Raw genomic sequence first — 14,711 nt, forward strand, 5'->3', positions numbered from 1 at the left:
CACCTTGGTCGGGAACAGGTCGACCGCCGGCACGTCCAGCGTGAACGGGCGGGTCGGGTCCCGGCGGGCCTCGGACAGGTCCCGGAACTCGTGCTCGGCCTGCAACACGGCGCGCCCGGCGGCGGAAAGCCGTTGGACCAGAGGCTTTCGCCGCTCGACCCGGAACCGGGTGTGCTCGGCGTCCTCGCCGCGGGCGGCGACGCGGGTGCCGGAGCCGACCCGGCCCTCGGCGTAGCCGTCGGCCAGGAGGTGCTCGTAGGCGACGAGCACGGTGTTGCGGGACACGCCCAGCCGCTCGGCCATGGCCCGCGAGGCCGGTAGTCGGCTGCCCACCGGCAGCTGTCCGGTCTCTATGTCCTTGCGCAGCCAGTCGTAGAGCTGGCGGTAGAGCGGCGTCTCGGAATCCTTGTCCAGAATTGCATGCGATGGTAAGCCGGACATCTCTTCTCCCCCACGAGAAATGGTGTCACGCGATGTGGATGCGGCCCGCCGGATCGACGTCCCCCTGAATGCCGAGCCGGAGCCAACCGTCCTCGGCCGGCCGCCACGGAATGATCAGTTTCGACTTGCTCTTGACCATCAGCTCCCCGTTCTCGCCCACCTTCAACCAGATATGGCTCAGCGGTTCCCCGACGCCGGGCCCGGGTGTCCCTTGCGCCGCAAGGGTGAGCGGGTAGACGCCGTCCACGGCGAATCCCCGGTGCACGGGGACGCCGCGCGCGGCGAGCTCGGCGGTCGGCGCCAGCGGATCGAAGCACACCAGGTATGGCGCGGTCGGCGCGCCGAACAGGACCTGGCACAGATCCTCGCCGTCCAGCTCGGGACGCCGCTTCAGCACCGCCTCCAGCGCCTCGGCCACCGGCGCGGTCAGCTGGGCGGCGGTCGCCTCGGCATTGGCCAGGTTCACGGTGGCGGACGAGCCCAGGCGCACGGTTCCCCGGTGCTGCAGCGTCAGGTAGACGAAGACCTGCTCGGTGAGCGTGTGCAGCGGCGTCAGGCAGAGGTAGCGTCGCCACACGCCGGTCGGGGCGCGCAGCCGGACGGCGCGCAGCACCTCGTCGATCGCCCCGCAGGGCAGGGCGAGCTCCTGTTCGGCGTTCGGGCAGACCACCAGCTTGCGGGCGTCGTCGGAGTCCCCGGCCAGCTCGGGCGCGTCCCCGGCCGGCCGGCCGGCGCAGTCGACCGTCCTGATCGGACGGTCGAGGCCCAGCCGGTTCACCGTGACCATTCCGTCGGAGTCACACAGCACGACGTCGACGCCGGCCGCTGTGTAGCGCAGTTCTGCCTCGTCAGAGCCCGGCGACAGGGCCGTGGTGACGGCGCCGGCGATGGTCGTGGCGAGATCGGCGACGATGTGCTCGGGGCTGTTCGCGGCGACGATCAGGACCCGCAGTTGGTGGTGGGAAACGATTGCCGTCAGGTCGGCGGCCAGTCCGGCGGCGGCCGCCAGCAGGTCGGCGTAACTCAGCGTGCGGGCGACCACGCCGGCCGCGGTGAGCACCTCGACGGCGGGCCGGTGGCTGTGCCAGCCCCGGCGCAGCACGTCCTCCAGCCACTGCATCAGCGCGCCCCGCCCGAAGGCTCGGTGAGCGGAGATAATCGCCCGCCGCCGTTCGGTCTTCGGGCGCGTGACGACCGGCGCTCACGGAATGTGTTCACGGTTTTCCTCATCCCCAGAAAAAGGTACCGCGAATAGCGGAAACGTGTTACGGCGATGCTAAGCAGCGTATCTGTGAGGTGTCAAGGACACGGGCATAACGTGCGAACTGCGTCATGTCAGTTCCCGATGGGGTGTGACCATTTGTCGATGTCCGCCGAAAGATGGCAGGGGCGATAGGTCAGTGCGCGGTGACGCGCACGGCCAGCAGGCGCAATGCGGTCACGATTTCGTCGACCGAATGGCCCCGGGTGTGCCGCTGGAACCAGTAGACCTCCGGCGCCAGGCCGGCCAGCACGGTGTCGCACAGGACGTCCGCGTCGCGCACCTCGGCCGCGGTGAGCAGCAGCCGGACGTGCGAACGCCAGAACGCGTAGGCCCCCGTGGTGTACCGGGCGTGCCCGGTCTCCGCGCCCAGCGCCAAATGCAGGTGGGCCTCCAGCAGATGCACCATCGCGGTGAGGAACGCCGCCAGCCGATCGGCCGGGGCCGCCCCGGGGCCCAGCGGCGGCGCGCCCAGGATGATCTTCGCCTGCAGCGCCCGCTCGTGCTCGTCCAGCAGCGCGACCGCGATGGACCGGGTGTCCGGGTAGCGGCGGTAGAGCGTGGCCCGGCCGATGCCCGCGGCCTTGGCGATCTCGTCCATGGTGACGCTGTCGGTGCCGGCTTCCGCGAACAGCCGCTCGGCCGCGGCCAGCACCTTCGCGCGGTTGCGGGCCGCGTCCGCCCGTTCGACCGGACGGGCCGGCAACCCGCTGGAACCCACGATCGGCAGGTCGAACGGCTGACCGTCGTGAGTCCTGCTCGGCATGTCGCCACCTTAACCCAGTCGCCGGTAACTGGACATCGTGTCCGCTTCTAGTCTATCGTCCGAACCGTAACCGGTCACAGTGTCCACTTAGCGGTGAGGTAGGGGATGGACGCCATCTTCGTGATCTCGGCACTGCTCATCGGCGGCCTGCTAGCCATCCAGGCCTCGGTGAACGTGCAGCTCAACAAGGCGGTCGGCACGCCGTACGGCGCGTCGACGCTGCAACTGGGGGTCGCCGCCGGCGTCCTCGTGCTGGCCACCGCGGCGGTCGGCGGCTTCGGCGGGCTGGCCCAGATCTCGCACGCCCAGCCGTGGCAACTACTCGGCGGCCTGGCCAGCCCGCTCTACATCACCAGCGGCATCCTGCTGTTCCCGAGACTGGGGGCACTGGCGGCCGGCGGCCTGTTCGTGACCGGCCAGATGATCTCGTCGCTGAGCATCGACCTGCTGGGGCTGTTCGACATCCCGCGCAAGCCGGTCAGCCTCGGCATCGCGCTGGGCGTGCTCGCCCTGCTGGCCGGCATCGTCGTGATCATCCGCGGCCAGGGCAAGGCGGCCAAGCCGGCGGCGCCCGTGCCGGCCAAGTCGGTCGGCGCGGCCGGGGTGCCGGCCGCCACCCGCACCGGCGCCGGCCAGATCCCGTGGATCCTGCTCGGCATCGTCGGCGGCGGCGTGCTGCCCATCCAGGCCGGCATCAACGCCTCGCTGCGCGAGGTCGTCGGCAACCCGGTGACCGTCGACATGATCAGCTTCCTGGTGGCCGTGCTGGCCATCTTCATCGTGCTGGTCGTGCTGCGCTCGCTCAACAAGACGCCCGCGCCGAAGTTCGCGCCGCTGCGGGAGATGCCGTGGTGGGGCTGGCTCGGCGGCATCTGCGCGTCGATCTACGTGCTGGTCACGTTCCTGGCGATTCCCGCCATCGGCGCCGCCGGCACCGTCGCGCTGACCGTCACCGGGCAGCAGATCGCCTCGGCCACCGTGGACAGCCGCGGGCTGTTCCGGATGGCCCGACGCAAGCTCACCGCGCCCCGCATCACGGGCCTCGGCCTGCTGGTCGTCGGCTCGGTGCTGATCCAGTTCACCTGATCTCCAGTGGGGGAGACCACCCATGCGTGAGGCCTATGTCGCGGCCAAGGACGTGCACGTCCTGCCGTCGCAGTTACCCATTCCCGGCGCCGGCCTGCTCCCGGTCAACTGCTACCTGGTCAGGGGCAGCGAACCGGTGCTCGTCGACACCGGGATGCCCATCGACGCCGTCGACTTCGCCGAGACCCTGTGGTCGGTGGTGGACCCCGCCGACCTCAAGTGGCTGGTGCTCACCCACGACGACCGGGACCACTCCGGCAACATCGTGCAGATCATGGCGGAGGCGCCCAACGCCGTCCTCGTCACCAGTCAGCTGTCGGTCGTGCGCCTGTCCGAGGAGTGGGACCTGCCGCGCGACCGCATGCTGCTGGTGAACCCCGGCAGCTCGTTCACGGCCGGCGACCGCGAGTTCAGCATCCTGCGCCCGCCCGCCTTCGACTCGCCGGCCACCCTGGCCGCCTTCGACCACGGCTCGCGCACGCTGTTCAGCGCCGACAGCTTCGGCTCCGTGCTGCCGACCGTCGCCAACGACGTCGACGACGTCAAGGAGTCGGACTTCTTCGAGGGTTTCTCCCTGTTCAACCGGTCCAACCACCCGTGGGTCGCGCTCACCGACCCGGCCAAGTTCGAGGTGGTGCTGCACCAGATTCGGGCCCTGGGGCCGGACCGCATCCTCAGTTCGCACGGGCCGGCGGTGGAGGGCCGGGTGGACCGGCTGCTCGACGCCATGGCCGAGATCCCGACCCTGCCGATGGTGCTGCCCCCGGACCAGCTCGACCCCGAGGCCGTGCTGGGCCGGCTCGAGTTCAACGACCAGCCGCCCGTCGTCGCCGCCGGCGACTGAGCCGCTCGTGTCTTCACGTTCTTCGCTGAGGAGTGACCCATGGACCTGACGCCACCCAAGGGTGTCGTGATCGTCTTCTCCGACATCTGGTGCTCGTTCGCGCACATCACGATCCACCGCCTGCACGAGTCCAGGAAACGGCTCGGGCTGGAGGAGCAGATCCGGTTCGACCACCGGGCCTTCCCGCTGGAGCTGCTGAACAACGCGCCGAGCCCGCGCACCGGCACGGACAGCGAGGTCGGGCGGATGGCCAGCGTCGAGCCGGGGGCGGGCTGGCAGCTGTGGCAGGACAAGGACTGGCTGTACCCGTCCTCGACGCTGCCCGCGCTGGAGGCGATCCAGGCGGCCAAGGAACAGAGCCTCGACGCCTCGGAACGGCTGGATCTGGGGCTGCGCAAGGCTTTCTGGGCGCAGTCGCGGTGCATCACCAACCAGCGGGTGATCCTGGACGTCGCGGCCGAGGTCGGCATCGACGCCGCGCACATCGAGGCGTCGCTGAACGACGGCCGGGCCCGCTCGGAGCTGTCGGCGCAGGCGGCGGTGTCGGCGACCGAGGTCGTCAACTGCAGCCCGCACCTGTTCCTGCCGGACGGCAGCGACCATGCCAATCCGGGCATCAAGGTCGGCTGGGAGGGCGACTACGGCGTGGGCTGGCCGGTGATCGGCGGGGACGACCCGTCGGTGGTCGACGAGCTGCTCAAGCGCTCGCTGTGAGGCCGTGACCAGCGCGTTCGGACCTGGTCCGTTCGGCACAAGGGGCGCCACCGTGACGGGTGGCGCCCCTTTTCGCGTGCTCGGCGTATCCCGAATTGGCCCCCATAAATCGTCGTGAATTGGCCCCGAAAGGGCCTGAATCCTGGGCATCGTTACCGTCCTGTTATCAAGACTGCGTGGTGTTCGGTCTAGGCTTTCGTTGTCTCCGGTGAACGCGATCGGAGTTCTATTTCACGAACTGCTGTCAGTTCGTTTCTCTCGGTGTTCGTCCGAATTATTTTGGGATACCCGATCGAGGGGGAGTAATGGCGGACAATGCGCTCACCGTTGTTGTCGACGAGGAATTCGCCGCCGCGTCCGGCCGGCTCGTCGACCTGACCCAGCACGAGATCCAGGCGCTCAAGACCCGGTTCAACCTGGCCGACGCGCACACCCACCAGCACCAGTCCGGCAGCCAGGAGGACATCGTCGCCCGGCTGCCCAAGCTGTGGTACGAGTCCGAGGACAACCAGCAGTCCTTCATGGAGCAGAAGTTCATCGACGCCTTCTTCCGGCTGCACAAGCAGCCGACGGCGGCCCGCCTGGGCAAGACGATGCTGTCCTACGCGGCCAGCGTGTCCACCATGGTGGCGGCGATGTTCCTGCGCCGGCGGGGCATGTCGGTGTCGCTGATCGAGCCGTGCTTCGACAACCTGGTGGACCTGCTCAAGAACATGGACGTGCCGCTGGCCGCGGTCGACGAGTCGGTGTTCGCCGAGCTGGACGGCATCTACGACGGCCTGCGCCGCACGGTCACCACCGACGCGCTGTTCATCGTGGACCCGAACAACCCCACCGGCTTCAGCCTGCTCAAGGACGGCAGCTCCGGCTTCGAGCAGGTGGTCCGCTACTGCGTCGACCACAACAAGACGCTGCTGATCGACCAGTGCTTCGCCTCCTTCGCGCTGGCCGACAAGAACGTGGACCGCTTCGACGTGTACCGGCTGCTGGAGGAGTCCGGCGTCACGTACCTGATCATCGAGGACACCGGCAAGACCTGGCCCATCCAGGACGCCAAGTGCGCCATGCTGACCACCAGCGACGACATCTACTCCGACGTCTACAACCTGCACACCAGTGTGCTGCTCAACGTGTCCCCGTTCGTGCTGAACTTCGTCAGCCACTACATCGAGGACTCCATCGACGACTCGCTGGCCTCGGTCGGCGACGTGATCGCCCGCAACCGCGAGGTGGTCCGCACGGGCCTGGCCGGCACGGTGCTGGAGTACATCGAGCCGGTGGTCAACGTCAGCGTCGCCTGGTTCCACATCACCGACCCGAACCTGACCGCCACGCGGCTCCAGCAGATCCTGCAGGAGGCCGAGGTGTACGTGCTGCCCGGCACCTACTTCTACTGGAACCGGCCCGAGCGCGGCGAGCGCTACGTGCGGCTGGCCCTGGCCCGCGACCCCGGCCTGTTCGCGCAGGCGATCCGGGTCATGAGCGAGACGCTGCGCGCCCATGCGTGAAGTCATCGATGCCGCCACGTTCATGGGCATGCACTGTGCCGACGAGCGGATCCGGTTGGCGTGCAAGGCGTTCTTTGTTGAACGGCTCGACGGCTCGGTGCTGATGAGCCAGGAGCAGGTCGGCCGCTGCGACGCGCTGGTGTGGACCTACGGCCGCGCCGACCAGGACGCCTACTACCCGTTCATGGACAACCTGCACACGGTGGTCCGCATCGAGCGGCCGGCCTACACCGAGGAAGACGTGCGGACGGCGCTGGACGAGCCGGCGCTGAAGGAACTGCCGATGCACGAGCGCCTGCTGATGGGCATGGTGATCGCCACTGGCTCGGTGCTGCGGACCCCGAACCCGCGGCTGGCGGCCCGCGCCGACCTGCCGGTGCGGCCGCTGCCGGCGGCCGCGAACACCGCGTTTCCCGAGCCGCTGGAACGGATGTACGCCGAGTCGCTCGCGCTGAGCGTGCCGACCGACTTCCTCGAGGAGCGTTGATGTACCAGGGAACCATCGTCCCGCTGATCACGCCGCTCGACGGCGGCGCGGTGGCGGAGAAGGGCGTGCAGCGGCTGATCGAGTCGGTGCGCGGCGAGGTCACCGGCCTGATGCCCACGCTCAGCTCGGGTGAGGGCTGGGCCCTGTCCGAGCAGCAGTGGCTGGACATGGTGTCGTACACCATCCGACACGCCAACGGACTGCCGGTGCTGTCGGGCATCCAGCTGCCCGACACCAAGTCCGTGATCGAGCGATCGCTGGTGGCCGAGGACCTCGGCGTGTCGGCGGTGGTCGTCACGACGCCGTTCGGGGCGGACGTCAGCCAGGACGCGATCCTGGCGCACTACCGGGAACTGCGGGCCGCGGTGCAGGTGCCGATCTTCCTGTACAACGAGCAGGCCCTGTCCGGCAACCACATCGCCGTCGAGACGCTGCTGCGGATCTGCCAGCTGCCGGGCATCGCCGGCATCAAGGAGTCCAGCGGCGACGCGGCGCTGACCAGCCGGATCGCCGCCGAGCTGAGCATCCCGGTGTTCGAGGGCTGGGAGAACCTGCTGTCCGAGGTGACCGGCGTCGCCGGCCTCATCGGACCGCTGGCCAACCTGGAACCCGGGCTGTGCAACGCGATGCTGGCCGAGCCGTCGGCCGACCGGCAGGCGGCGATCAACGCGGCGTGCGAGAAGTACGGCGTGTTCAAGGACGACTGGTACCGCTGGGTGAAGCAGGAGCTGCGGAGCCGGGGCGTGATCGACAGCGACGAGGTGGTCGCGACATGATGCGCCGGCTCTACCAGCTCAACCGGTCGGTGCCGACCGCGCAGGAGTACGCCGAGATCCTGGAGATCGAGGAGAAGTGGCTGGGGCAGCGCATCTGCGAGCTCACCGCCGCGGCGCCGCACTTCGCCAGCCGCACCGCGTTGTTCACCGCGCTGTCGGAGCGATTACGGGACGAGGAAGCGGCCGGGTCCGAGGCCGACGCGTACATCGCGGAGCACGCCACCCTGGAGCAGTTCAAGGTGATCGTGGGCGAGTTCGCGGTCGACGGGCTCGTGGAGTCGTTGTCCCACTTGCCGATCGTGCCGCGGCTGCCCCACCGGGCCGGCATGTCCGTGTTCCGGGTGCTGATCGACGAGCTCGGCTGCGGCAACGTCGAGCAGGCGCACTCCCAGCTGTACCGGGATCTGCTGACCGAGCTGGACATGAGCACCGACCTGGAGTCCTATCTGGACGGCGGGAACGAGGAGAGCTACGCCTACGTCAACCTGTTCCACTGGTTGGCCCGGCGGGCCCCGGCCCCGGAGACGTTCCTCGGCGCCTACGCGTACTTCGAGTCCAGCGTGCTGTTCGCCTTCAAGTGCTACGCGGTCGCGGCCAAGCGACTCGGGATCAGCCACGACAAGTACTACACCGAGCACCTGTACATCGACGACTTCCACAGCAAGCAGATGCGCACCGCGCTGATGGAGCTCGACGCCGAGCGGGGGCTCGACCTGGCCAAGGTGTGGGCCGGGGTGGAGCTGACCAGCGAGGTCGCCGCCACCGCGACCGAGGCCGCCGTGGCCAAGGCCCGAGAGGTGGCCCCGTGATCGGCCGACGGACCGGGTCGGACGTCCTCAGACCCCTCGGTGAGCACGAGGTCCTGGTGACCGCGGGCGGCCGGCACATCGTGGTGCCGGCCGCCTGCCCTCACCGCGGCGGACGGCTGCGTTACGGCTACGTGGACGAGAAGCGGCTGCGCATCACCTGCCCGCTGCACTTCGCGACCTTCGACCTGTGCACGGGGGAACGGGTGGCGGGTCCGGACTGCGCCGCCCTGCCGGTGAGGGAGGCCGAATGAGCGACACCGAGAAGGCCGGCAGGCTGGAAGCCCATGGCATTGACGTGATCCCGGAGGGGGAGCGCGTCTCGCGGCCGTCGGACTTCCTGTGGATCTGGCACTCCGCGCAGTTCTCCTTCGGCACGGTCGTGCTCGGCGCGCTGCCGGTGGTCTTCGGGCTGGGCTGGTGGGCCAGCGTCACGGCGATCACCGCCGGCCTGGTGCTGGGCGTGGCCCTGGTGGCGCCGGTGGTGTTGTTCGGGCTGCGGACCGGCACCAACGACGCCATCGCCAGCGGGGCGCACTTCGGGGTCAGGGGCCGGGTGGTCACGAACGTGATCACCATCGGCGTGGGGCTGGGGTTCTTCGCCATCACGGTGTGGACCGGCGGCACCGCGGTGATGGTGGCCGGCCACCGGATGTTCGGCACACCAACGGGTTCGGCGGCGCTGGCGGCCACGATGCCGGTCGTGGCGGTGGCGGTGATCCTGGTCGCGGTGTACGGCCACGCCACGCTGATCGCGATGTACAAGATCACGGCGGTGGTGGGCGGCCTGGTCGTGCTGGGCATGGTTGCGGTGCTGGCGCCGCAGTTCTCCGCCGACTACGCCGGCGGCGACTACGCGCTGGGCAGCTTCTGGGCGACCTGGCTGCTGTCGGCGCTCGTGGCGACCTCGGTGCCGTTGTCCTACGCCACTTTCCAGGGCGACTACAGCCGCTACTTCCCGGCGAACACCAAGGCGTCCAAGCTGATGCTGTGGAACGGCGGGTCGCTGCTGCTCAGCTGCCTGCTGGCGTTGCTGGCCGGCGCCTACGTCACCACGGTGTTCCAGGACAAGACCCAGCCGTGGGTGCAGTCGCTGACCGACTCGGTGCCGGTCTGGTTCGCCGTGGTGGTTATCCTGTTCGGCTTCGTCGGCTCGTTCCCGCAGGGCTCGCTGTGCGTGTACGCCGCCGGCCTGTCGGCCAACTCGATCTTCTGGCGCAAGTCGCGGGCGTTCGCCACGATCCTGGTGTCGGTGCTGGGCTTCGTGTTGCTGTACGTGGGAACCATGGTGTTCGACACCGTCGACTCGATGGCCGCCTTCGTCACCATGCTGCTGGTCGCGGTGTCGCCGTGGGCGGCAGTGATGATCATCGGCTACCGGCACCACCAGGGCGCATACCACGCGGCCGATCTCGGGGCCTTCGCCACCGGCGGCGGCGGAAGGTACTGGTACCGCAACGGATACAATCCCAGGGCGATCGCCGCGATGGCGCTAGGCGTGGTGGTCGGCGTGCTCTCGGTCGGCAACGCCGTCTACATGGGACCGATCGCCGAGCTGCTGGGCGGGCTGGACCTGAGCTGCCTCACGTCGTTCGCGGCCACGGCCGTGGCCTACGCGCTGCTGCTGCGGGCCTACCCGGAGAAAACGGCCGCACAGCGGGAAAATCCGGTTCTGGCTGGGGTGTGAGATGGACCAGACGCGTTATCCCACGAGCCCGGAGACCATCGTCGTCTTCACCGACCTGAACTGCTCCTTCGCGCACCTGGCCGTGTACAAGCTGCACGAGGCCCGCTGCCGGCTGGGCCTGGAGGGGCGGATCTCCTTCGACCACAGGGCGTTTCCGCTGGAGCTGTTCAACCTCACGGTGAACGAGCGGCCCGGCGTGGACTCGGAGGTGGCGGTCGTCGGCGGCATCGAGCCGAATGCCGGCTGGCGGCTGTGGCAGGGCCCGGACTGGACGTACCCGGTGACGATGCTGCCGGCGCTGGAGGCCGTGCAGGCGGCCAAGCGGCAGGGCTGGCAGGCCAGCGAGCGGCTGGATCTGGCCCTGCGTCAGGCGTTCTGGGCGCAGGGACGGTGCATCAGCATGCGGCACGTGATTCTGGACGTCGCCGAGGGCACGAAGGCCGTCGACGTCAAGGAGTTGGCCGCCGATCTGGACACCGGCCGGGCCCGGGCCGACGTGATGGCGCAGTTCGAGGCGGCCCGGGAGGGGCGGGTGAACTGCAGCCCGCACGTGTTCCTCGCCGACGGCACCGACGAGGCCAATCCGGGCGTGCGGGTGGACTGGGTGAACGGCGGTTTCGGCATCGGCTACCCCGTGATCGAGGCCTACGACCCCACGGTGTTCGACCGCCTGCTCTGCCACGCCGCGTCACTGCTGTGACGTGGTGGCCCGAACCACCGGCTGAACGGTTCGCCACACCGTTCAGCCGGTCCTGTGGTTGACACATGACAATTCACGACCAACGCCGCGCCCTGGTCGTCGGCCTGGGCATCAGCGGCCTGGCGACCGCGAAGCAGCTGTCCGAATCGGGGTGGCGGACCGTCGTCGTGGAACGGGCTCCGGCCCGGCGCGGCGACGGTTACTTCCCGACCTGACCACCCACGACGGCGGGTTCGAGCCGCTGCCCGGACTCGCCCCGGAGGACGGCGAGTTCCGCCGGCCGCCGGCGGTCCACACGCGCAAAGCCCGCGGGCCCGAGCGCGGCTTCGCCATGAAGGACTACGACATCGCCGCCGCCCGAGTGGCCACAGTGGACGGAGAAGGATGAGGCACGATCCCGCCAAGACCGAGCGGATTCTCGCGGTGTCACGGGAACTCGTGCTGAGTCGGGGCGTGCGCAACGTCAGCGTCTCCGACATCGCCCGCCCGGGCCCACATCGGGCGGGGCACGCTGTACCCTGTACTGGAAGACCAAGGAAGACCTGTTCGTCGAGCTGGTCGCCCGCGACTACGTGGCCGCCACCGACGAGTACATCGACGCGCTGGCCGAGAATCCCGGCGTCGTCGGTCCACATCGGATGCTGCCCGCGATGGTCGAGTCCGGACTGCGGCACGCCTTCGTGCGAGCGGTGCAGACCGCCGACCTGGACACCTTGGGCCTGCTCGGCCAGCACGAGAAGACCCGGGCGCTGCTCGGCGTGCTGGGTCCCGGCCGGATGTCCGCCGCCCTGCTGCCGATCTGGCGCCGGCACGGCTTCGCCCGCACGGACTGGCCCGTGGCCGAACAGGAATACGTGATCCGGGCCGTGAACGCCGGGTTCTACTCCCTCGCCGTCAACACCGATGCCGTGCTGCACCCTGACGGTTTCGACACCGGAGCCGTGTTCGCCAGTTCGGTGCACGCCGTTCTCGACGCGCCGGGTGTGACGCCGGATGTCGAACCGGCCGCCGCCGAGGCCCGGGAACTGCTGATCGGGCACCGCAACGCCGTCGTCGAATCGCTTTCGCTCGCCCACCACGCGAGCCGATCCCTGAAACCGTGAAACGCGGCACCCCGATGGTCCACGACCCCGAACTGGCCGGTCAGGTGCCACAGGATCCCGCTTCGCCGGCCTCGACGTCCCCGGCCGCCGAACGCCTCATGAGCTGCGCGACGCTATCGCGCGGACCTCACGGCGCTGGCCGTCGACCCCGTGACGGCCGCGCCCGACGAACTGCCGAGGCGGCCGTGGTGCTCACGATGGTCGACGGCGAGGTCACCAGCGGGTGACGAGCTTGTCCAGGACCGCCCCGGCCATCAGGCAGTACCCGGCCGGGTTGGGGTGGATGTTCGGGCCGACCGGGGGCGGCTGGCACATGAACGTGTCGTGGCAGATGGTGGCCACGTTCAACGGAATCCCGTCCGCGCCGGGCGTGAAGTCCGTGGTGTGGAAAGCGGATTCCACGTCGGCCACCGGCACGTTGTGCTGGCCGTAGGCGGCGGCGAGAATGCCGTTGACCTGCTGCGTCAGCGGCACCGACTGCCGGGCCAGCTGCTGGCCGGCGTCACCCTGGAGGAACGCGGCGAGGAACGGGTCGTACAGGTTGAGGCCGACGAACTTGGCGTAGGGGGCGACGGCCTTGAGCCGGTCGAGGATGACCGGCAGGTTGGCCTGGATCGCGCCGACACCCTGGGCGAGGCAGGTCATGTCGATCCCGGTCGCCGTCGCGCAGTTCTCCACGTCGGTGGCGCCGATGACGATGGTGATCAACGCGACCCGATTGCGGTGCGCGGTCAGGAAGTTGACGGCGGCGTCGAGTTGAGACTTCGCGCCGGGATAGGTGCAGACGCCGCCGCCGATCATGCTGGTGGTGGTCTCGGCCGGGCAGCCGAGCTCGGTCAGCCGCAGTCCGTGGGCGAGGTCGTGGTCGAAGCCCTGGGCGGTGGGGTGGCCGACACCCTGGGCGTCGGGTTGGAAGCCGACCGACAGAGAATCGCCCAGCGACAGGTAGATCGGGGCGGGGGATGCCGACGCGGCCGTTCCGGTGGCCAGCACCAGCGCGGCGGCCGACGCCGACGCCAGCAGCCATTTCTTGAGCATGGGATCTCCGTTCAGGACAGGTGACGGCGACGCTATGTGCGGCTCGGACGGCCGGCAAGGGAACGGACGCGGATGCCGGTCGTGACTGCACGGGCGGCCGGACTGTGTTCGTACGGGTAGTTTTGACTGATCGGAAGACGGGGAAGTGGTTCCCGTACGGTCACGGCTGATAGAAAAGCGGCCATGCGCGATGCTGTGGTCCATACCTTGGCCGGCGACGTCCGAGGCCGGTGGACGGACGAGGTGTCGAGCTTTCTCGGCATTCCCTACGCCGCCGCGCCCTTCGGACCTCGCCGCTTCCGCGCCCCGGCTCCGGTGACGCCGTGGACCGGCGTCCGCGATGCGCTGGAGTTCGGGCCGACCCCGCCCGGCGCGGGCCTGATCCCGGGCGGCGACCCGTTCCCGGATCCCAAGATCCCCGGCGAGGACTGCCTCAACCTCAACGTGTGGACGCCGGCGCTGACCGGGAAGCGACCGGTGCTGGTGTGGATTCCCGGCGGCGGCAACGTGATGGGCTCGGCCGCGCAGGCCGTGTACGACGGGGCCGCGTTCGCCCGTGACGGCGTGGTGCTGGTGTCGATCAACCACCGGCTCGGCGCGGAAGGTTTCGCCCACCTGCCGGACGCCCCGGCCAACCGGGGCCTGCGCGACCAGATCGCCGCCCTGGAGTGGGTGCGGGACAACATCTCCGCCTTCGGTGGCGACCCGGCCAACGTCACAGTGGCTGGGCTGTCAGCCGGGGCCGGATCCGTGATGTCGTTGCTGTCGTTGGACACCGGGCTGTTCCGGCGGGCGATCATCCAAAGTGGCCTGTTGCGCGGTGCGCACGCTCCCGAGGACGCCGCCCTGGTCGCCGCCCGGATCGCCCGGCACGCGGGGGTCGAGGCGACGGCCCAGGCGTTGAGCGCCATTGATCCGGAGACTCTGGCCGGTATCGCCCTTGCCGTGTACGGGGAGTTGCAGGCCAACCCGGATCCGGCGGTGTGGGGCGCCACGACCACGGGCTCCGCCCTGGCCTTCAGCACGGTCGTCGATGGCTCGTTGGTGATAGTTGACCCGTGGCAACGCGTTCTCGACGGATCGGGCCAGGAGGTGGACCTGATGGTCGGCTGCGCCTCGGACGAGCTGCTCCGCATGCTGCCCGGCGCCGCCGATGTCGCCGCCACGTTGACCCAGGCCCTGTTCCGCGGGCCCATTCATGAGATGGCCGAGCACCGTCCCGGTCGGACCTTCGTCTACGAGTTCGCCTGGCGCTCACCGCTTCCCGGCGTCGGCGCGGCCCACGGCCTGGACATCGGCTTCGTCTTCGACACCCTCGGCCACTCCGCGCTGGAGGGTGACGCGCCGCCACAGGATCTCGCCGACACCATGCACCAGGCCTGGATCTCGTTCGCCCGCGACGGGGCGCCGGGCTGGTCGGAGTTCCCGTCGGTGATGCGCTTCGACACCCCGGTCGAAATCGTGGCCCGGTAAGGAAACGGAAACATCCGGGGC

General features: G+C 69.5%; 17 protein-coding genes. 13 read left to right on the plus strand and 4 right to left on the minus strand.

The window, feature by feature from the left end:
- From KUTG_RS38400 to KUTG_RS38410, 3 genes are all read right to left on the minus strand, one after another.
- The coding region (locus KUTG_RS38400) for a GntR family transcriptional regulator (protein ID WP_043723971.1) at window positions 1–441 on the minus strand (441 nt) is incomplete at its 3' end.
- A 25-nt stretch (window positions 442–466) separates the two neighbouring features.
- Window positions 467–1,561 (minus strand): AMP-binding protein, encoded by a 1,095-nt coding sequence (locus tag KUTG_RS38405; protein WP_043723973.1) that lies wholly within the window; start codon window positions 1,559–1,561, stop codon window positions 467–469.
- Between the two features lie 277 nt (window positions 1,562–1,838).
- Entirely contained in the window at window positions 1,839–2,468 is a 630-nt protein-coding gene (locus tag KUTG_RS38410; protein WP_084580279.1) for a TetR/AcrR family transcriptional regulator, read from the minus strand.
- A 105-nt stretch (window positions 2,469–2,573) separates the two neighbouring features.
- Between KUTG_RS38410 and KUTG_RS38415 the strand changes: the two genes are divergently transcribed.
- From KUTG_RS38415 to KUTG_RS54385, 12 genes are all read left to right on the plus strand, one after another.
- Window positions 2,574–3,554 carry a DMT family transporter gene (locus KUTG_RS38415; RefSeq protein ID WP_043723975.1) on the plus strand — a complete coding sequence of 327 codons (981 nt, stop codon included), beginning with the start codon at window positions 2,574–2,576 and terminating at the stop codon, window positions 3,552–3,554.
- 22 nt (window positions 3,555–3,576) lie between these two features.
- On the plus strand, window positions 3,577–4,398 hold the full coding sequence (locus KUTG_RS38420) for an oxygen-binding di-iron domain-containing protein (protein ID WP_043723978.1): 822 nt from the start codon (window positions 3,577–3,579) through the stop codon (window positions 4,396–4,398).
- Between the two features lie 39 nt (window positions 4,399–4,437).
- Window positions 4,438–5,112, plus strand: coding sequence for a DsbA family oxidoreductase (locus KUTG_RS38425; RefSeq protein ID WP_043723980.1), 675 nt, complete (start codon window positions 4,438–4,440; stop codon window positions 5,110–5,112).
- A 305-nt stretch (window positions 5,113–5,417) separates the two neighbouring features.
- Window positions 5,418–6,620: an aminotransferase class I/II-fold pyridoxal phosphate-dependent enzyme gene (locus tag KUTG_RS38430; RefSeq protein WP_084580281.1), complete on the plus strand. Its 1,203-nt coding sequence runs from the start codon at window positions 5,418–5,420 to the stop codon at window positions 6,618–6,620.
- A complete protein-coding gene (locus tag KUTG_RS38435; RefSeq protein WP_043723982.1) occupies window positions 6,613–7,107 on the plus strand; it encodes a DUF6190 family protein in 495 nt (164 codons plus the stop codon). The genes KUTG_RS38430 and KUTG_RS38435 overlap by 8 nt, the downstream gene beginning before the upstream one ends.
- Window positions 7,107–7,883 (plus strand): dihydrodipicolinate synthase family protein, encoded by a 777-nt coding sequence (locus KUTG_RS38440; protein ID WP_043723983.1) that lies wholly within the window; start codon window positions 7,107–7,109, stop codon window positions 7,881–7,883. The genes KUTG_RS38435 and KUTG_RS38440 overlap by 1 nt, the downstream gene beginning before the upstream one ends.
- Window positions 7,880–8,692, plus strand: coding sequence for an iron-containing redox enzyme family protein (locus tag KUTG_RS38445; protein WP_043723985.1), 813 nt, complete (start codon window positions 7,880–7,882; stop codon window positions 8,690–8,692). The genes KUTG_RS38440 and KUTG_RS38445 overlap by 4 nt, the downstream gene beginning before the upstream one ends.
- Window positions 8,689–8,943 (plus strand): Rieske (2Fe-2S) protein, encoded by a 255-nt coding sequence (locus KUTG_RS38450; protein ID WP_232241190.1) that lies wholly within the window; start codon window positions 8,689–8,691, stop codon window positions 8,941–8,943. Before KUTG_RS38445 ends, KUTG_RS38450 begins: the two co-directional genes overlap by 4 nt.
- On the plus strand, window positions 8,940–10,376 hold the full coding sequence (locus KUTG_RS38455) for a purine-cytosine permease family protein (protein ID WP_052395880.1): 1,437 nt from the start codon (window positions 8,940–8,942) through the stop codon (window positions 10,374–10,376). Before KUTG_RS38450 ends, KUTG_RS38455 begins: the two co-directional genes overlap by 4 nt.
- A 1-nt stretch (window position 10,377) precedes the next feature.
- On the plus strand, window positions 10,378–11,076 hold the full coding sequence (locus tag KUTG_RS38460) for a DsbA family oxidoreductase (protein ID WP_043723986.1): 699 nt from the start codon (window positions 10,378–10,380) through the stop codon (window positions 11,074–11,076).
- 65 nt (window positions 11,077–11,141) lie between these two features.
- Window positions 11,142–11,291: an FAD-dependent oxidoreductase gene (locus KUTG_RS59430; RefSeq protein ID WP_157495067.1), complete on the plus strand. Its 150-nt coding sequence runs from the start codon at window positions 11,142–11,144 to the stop codon at window positions 11,289–11,291.
- Between the two features lie 357 nt (window positions 11,292–11,648).
- Window positions 11,649–12,179 carry a hypothetical protein gene (locus tag KUTG_RS54385; RefSeq protein WP_052395881.1) on the plus strand — a complete coding sequence of 177 codons (531 nt, stop codon included), beginning with the start codon at window positions 11,649–11,651 and terminating at the stop codon, window positions 12,177–12,179.
- 213 nt (window positions 12,180–12,392) lie between these two features.
- On the opposite strand, the gene KUTG_RS38475 is transcribed toward KUTG_RS54385, so the two are convergent.
- On the minus strand, window positions 12,393–13,217 hold the full coding sequence (locus KUTG_RS38475; protein WP_052395882.1) for an SGNH/GDSL hydrolase family protein: 825 nt from the start codon (window positions 13,215–13,217) through the stop codon (window positions 12,393–12,395).
- A gap of 183 nt (window positions 13,218–13,400) precedes the next feature.
- Here KUTG_RS38475 and KUTG_RS38480 point away from each other — a divergent pair, with 183 nt between their 5' ends.
- Window positions 13,401–14,690: a carboxylesterase/lipase family protein gene (locus KUTG_RS38480; RefSeq protein WP_043723991.1), complete on the plus strand. Its 1,290-nt coding sequence runs from the start codon at window positions 13,401–13,403 to the stop codon at window positions 14,688–14,690.
- The last annotated feature ends 21 nt before the right edge of the window (window positions 14,691–14,711 follow it).

The sequence above is a fragment of the Kutzneria sp. 744 genome (genome assembly GCF_000568255.1).
In the GTDB taxonomy this organism is placed as follows: domain Bacteria; phylum Actinomycetota; class Actinomycetes; order Mycobacteriales; family Pseudonocardiaceae; genus Kutzneria.

What these genes read in the sequence shown, in the direction of transcription:
- KUTG_RS38460 (WP_043723986.1), top strand. Translation starts at nt 10,378, where the DNA reads ATGGACCAGACGCGTTATCCCACGAGCCCGGAGACCATCGTCGTCTTC.
- KUTG_RS38480 (WP_043723991.1), top strand. Translation starts at nt 13,401, where the DNA reads ATGCGCGATGCTGTGGTCCATACCTTGGCCGGCGACGTCCGAGGCCGG.
- KUTG_RS38455 (WP_052395880.1), top strand. Translation starts at nt 8,940, where the DNA reads ATGAGCGACACCGAGAAGGCCGGCAGGCTGGAAGCCCATGGCATTGAC.
- KUTG_RS38420 (WP_043723978.1), top strand. Translation starts at nt 3,577, where the DNA reads ATGCGTGAGGCCTATGTCGCGGCCAAGGACGTGCACGTCCTGCCGTCG.
- KUTG_RS38430 (WP_084580281.1), top strand. Translation starts at nt 5,418, where the DNA reads ATGGCGGACAATGCGCTCACCGTTGTTGTCGACGAGGAATTCGCCGCC.
- KUTG_RS38445 (WP_043723985.1), top strand. Translation starts at nt 7,880, where the DNA reads ATGATGCGCCGGCTCTACCAGCTCAACCGGTCGGTGCCGACCGCGCAG.
- KUTG_RS38440 (WP_043723983.1), top strand. Translation starts at nt 7,107, where the DNA reads ATGTACCAGGGAACCATCGTCCCGCTGATCACGCCGCTCGACGGCGGC.
- KUTG_RS38435 (WP_043723982.1), top strand. Translation starts at nt 6,613, where the DNA reads ATGCGTGAAGTCATCGATGCCGCCACGTTCATGGGCATGCACTGTGCC.
- KUTG_RS38410 (WP_084580279.1), bottom strand. Translation starts at nt 2,468, where the DNA reads ATGCCGAGCAGGACTCACGACGGTCAGCCGTTCGACCTGCCGATCGTG.
- KUTG_RS38405 (WP_043723973.1), bottom strand. Translation starts at nt 1,561, where the DNA reads ATGCAGTGGCTGGAGGACGTGCTGCGCCGGGGCTGGCACAGCCACCGG.
- KUTG_RS38415 (WP_043723975.1), top strand. Translation starts at nt 2,574, where the DNA reads ATGGACGCCATCTTCGTGATCTCGGCACTGCTCATCGGCGGCCTGCTA.
- KUTG_RS38425 (WP_043723980.1), top strand. Translation starts at nt 4,438, where the DNA reads ATGGACCTGACGCCACCCAAGGGTGTCGTGATCGTCTTCTCCGACATC.
- KUTG_RS59430 (WP_157495067.1), top strand. Translation starts at nt 11,142, where the DNA reads ATGACAATTCACGACCAACGCCGCGCCCTGGTCGTCGGCCTGGGCATC.
- KUTG_RS38475 (WP_052395882.1), bottom strand. Translation starts at nt 13,217, where the DNA reads ATGCTCAAGAAATGGCTGCTGGCGTCGGCGTCGGCCGCCGCGCTGGTG.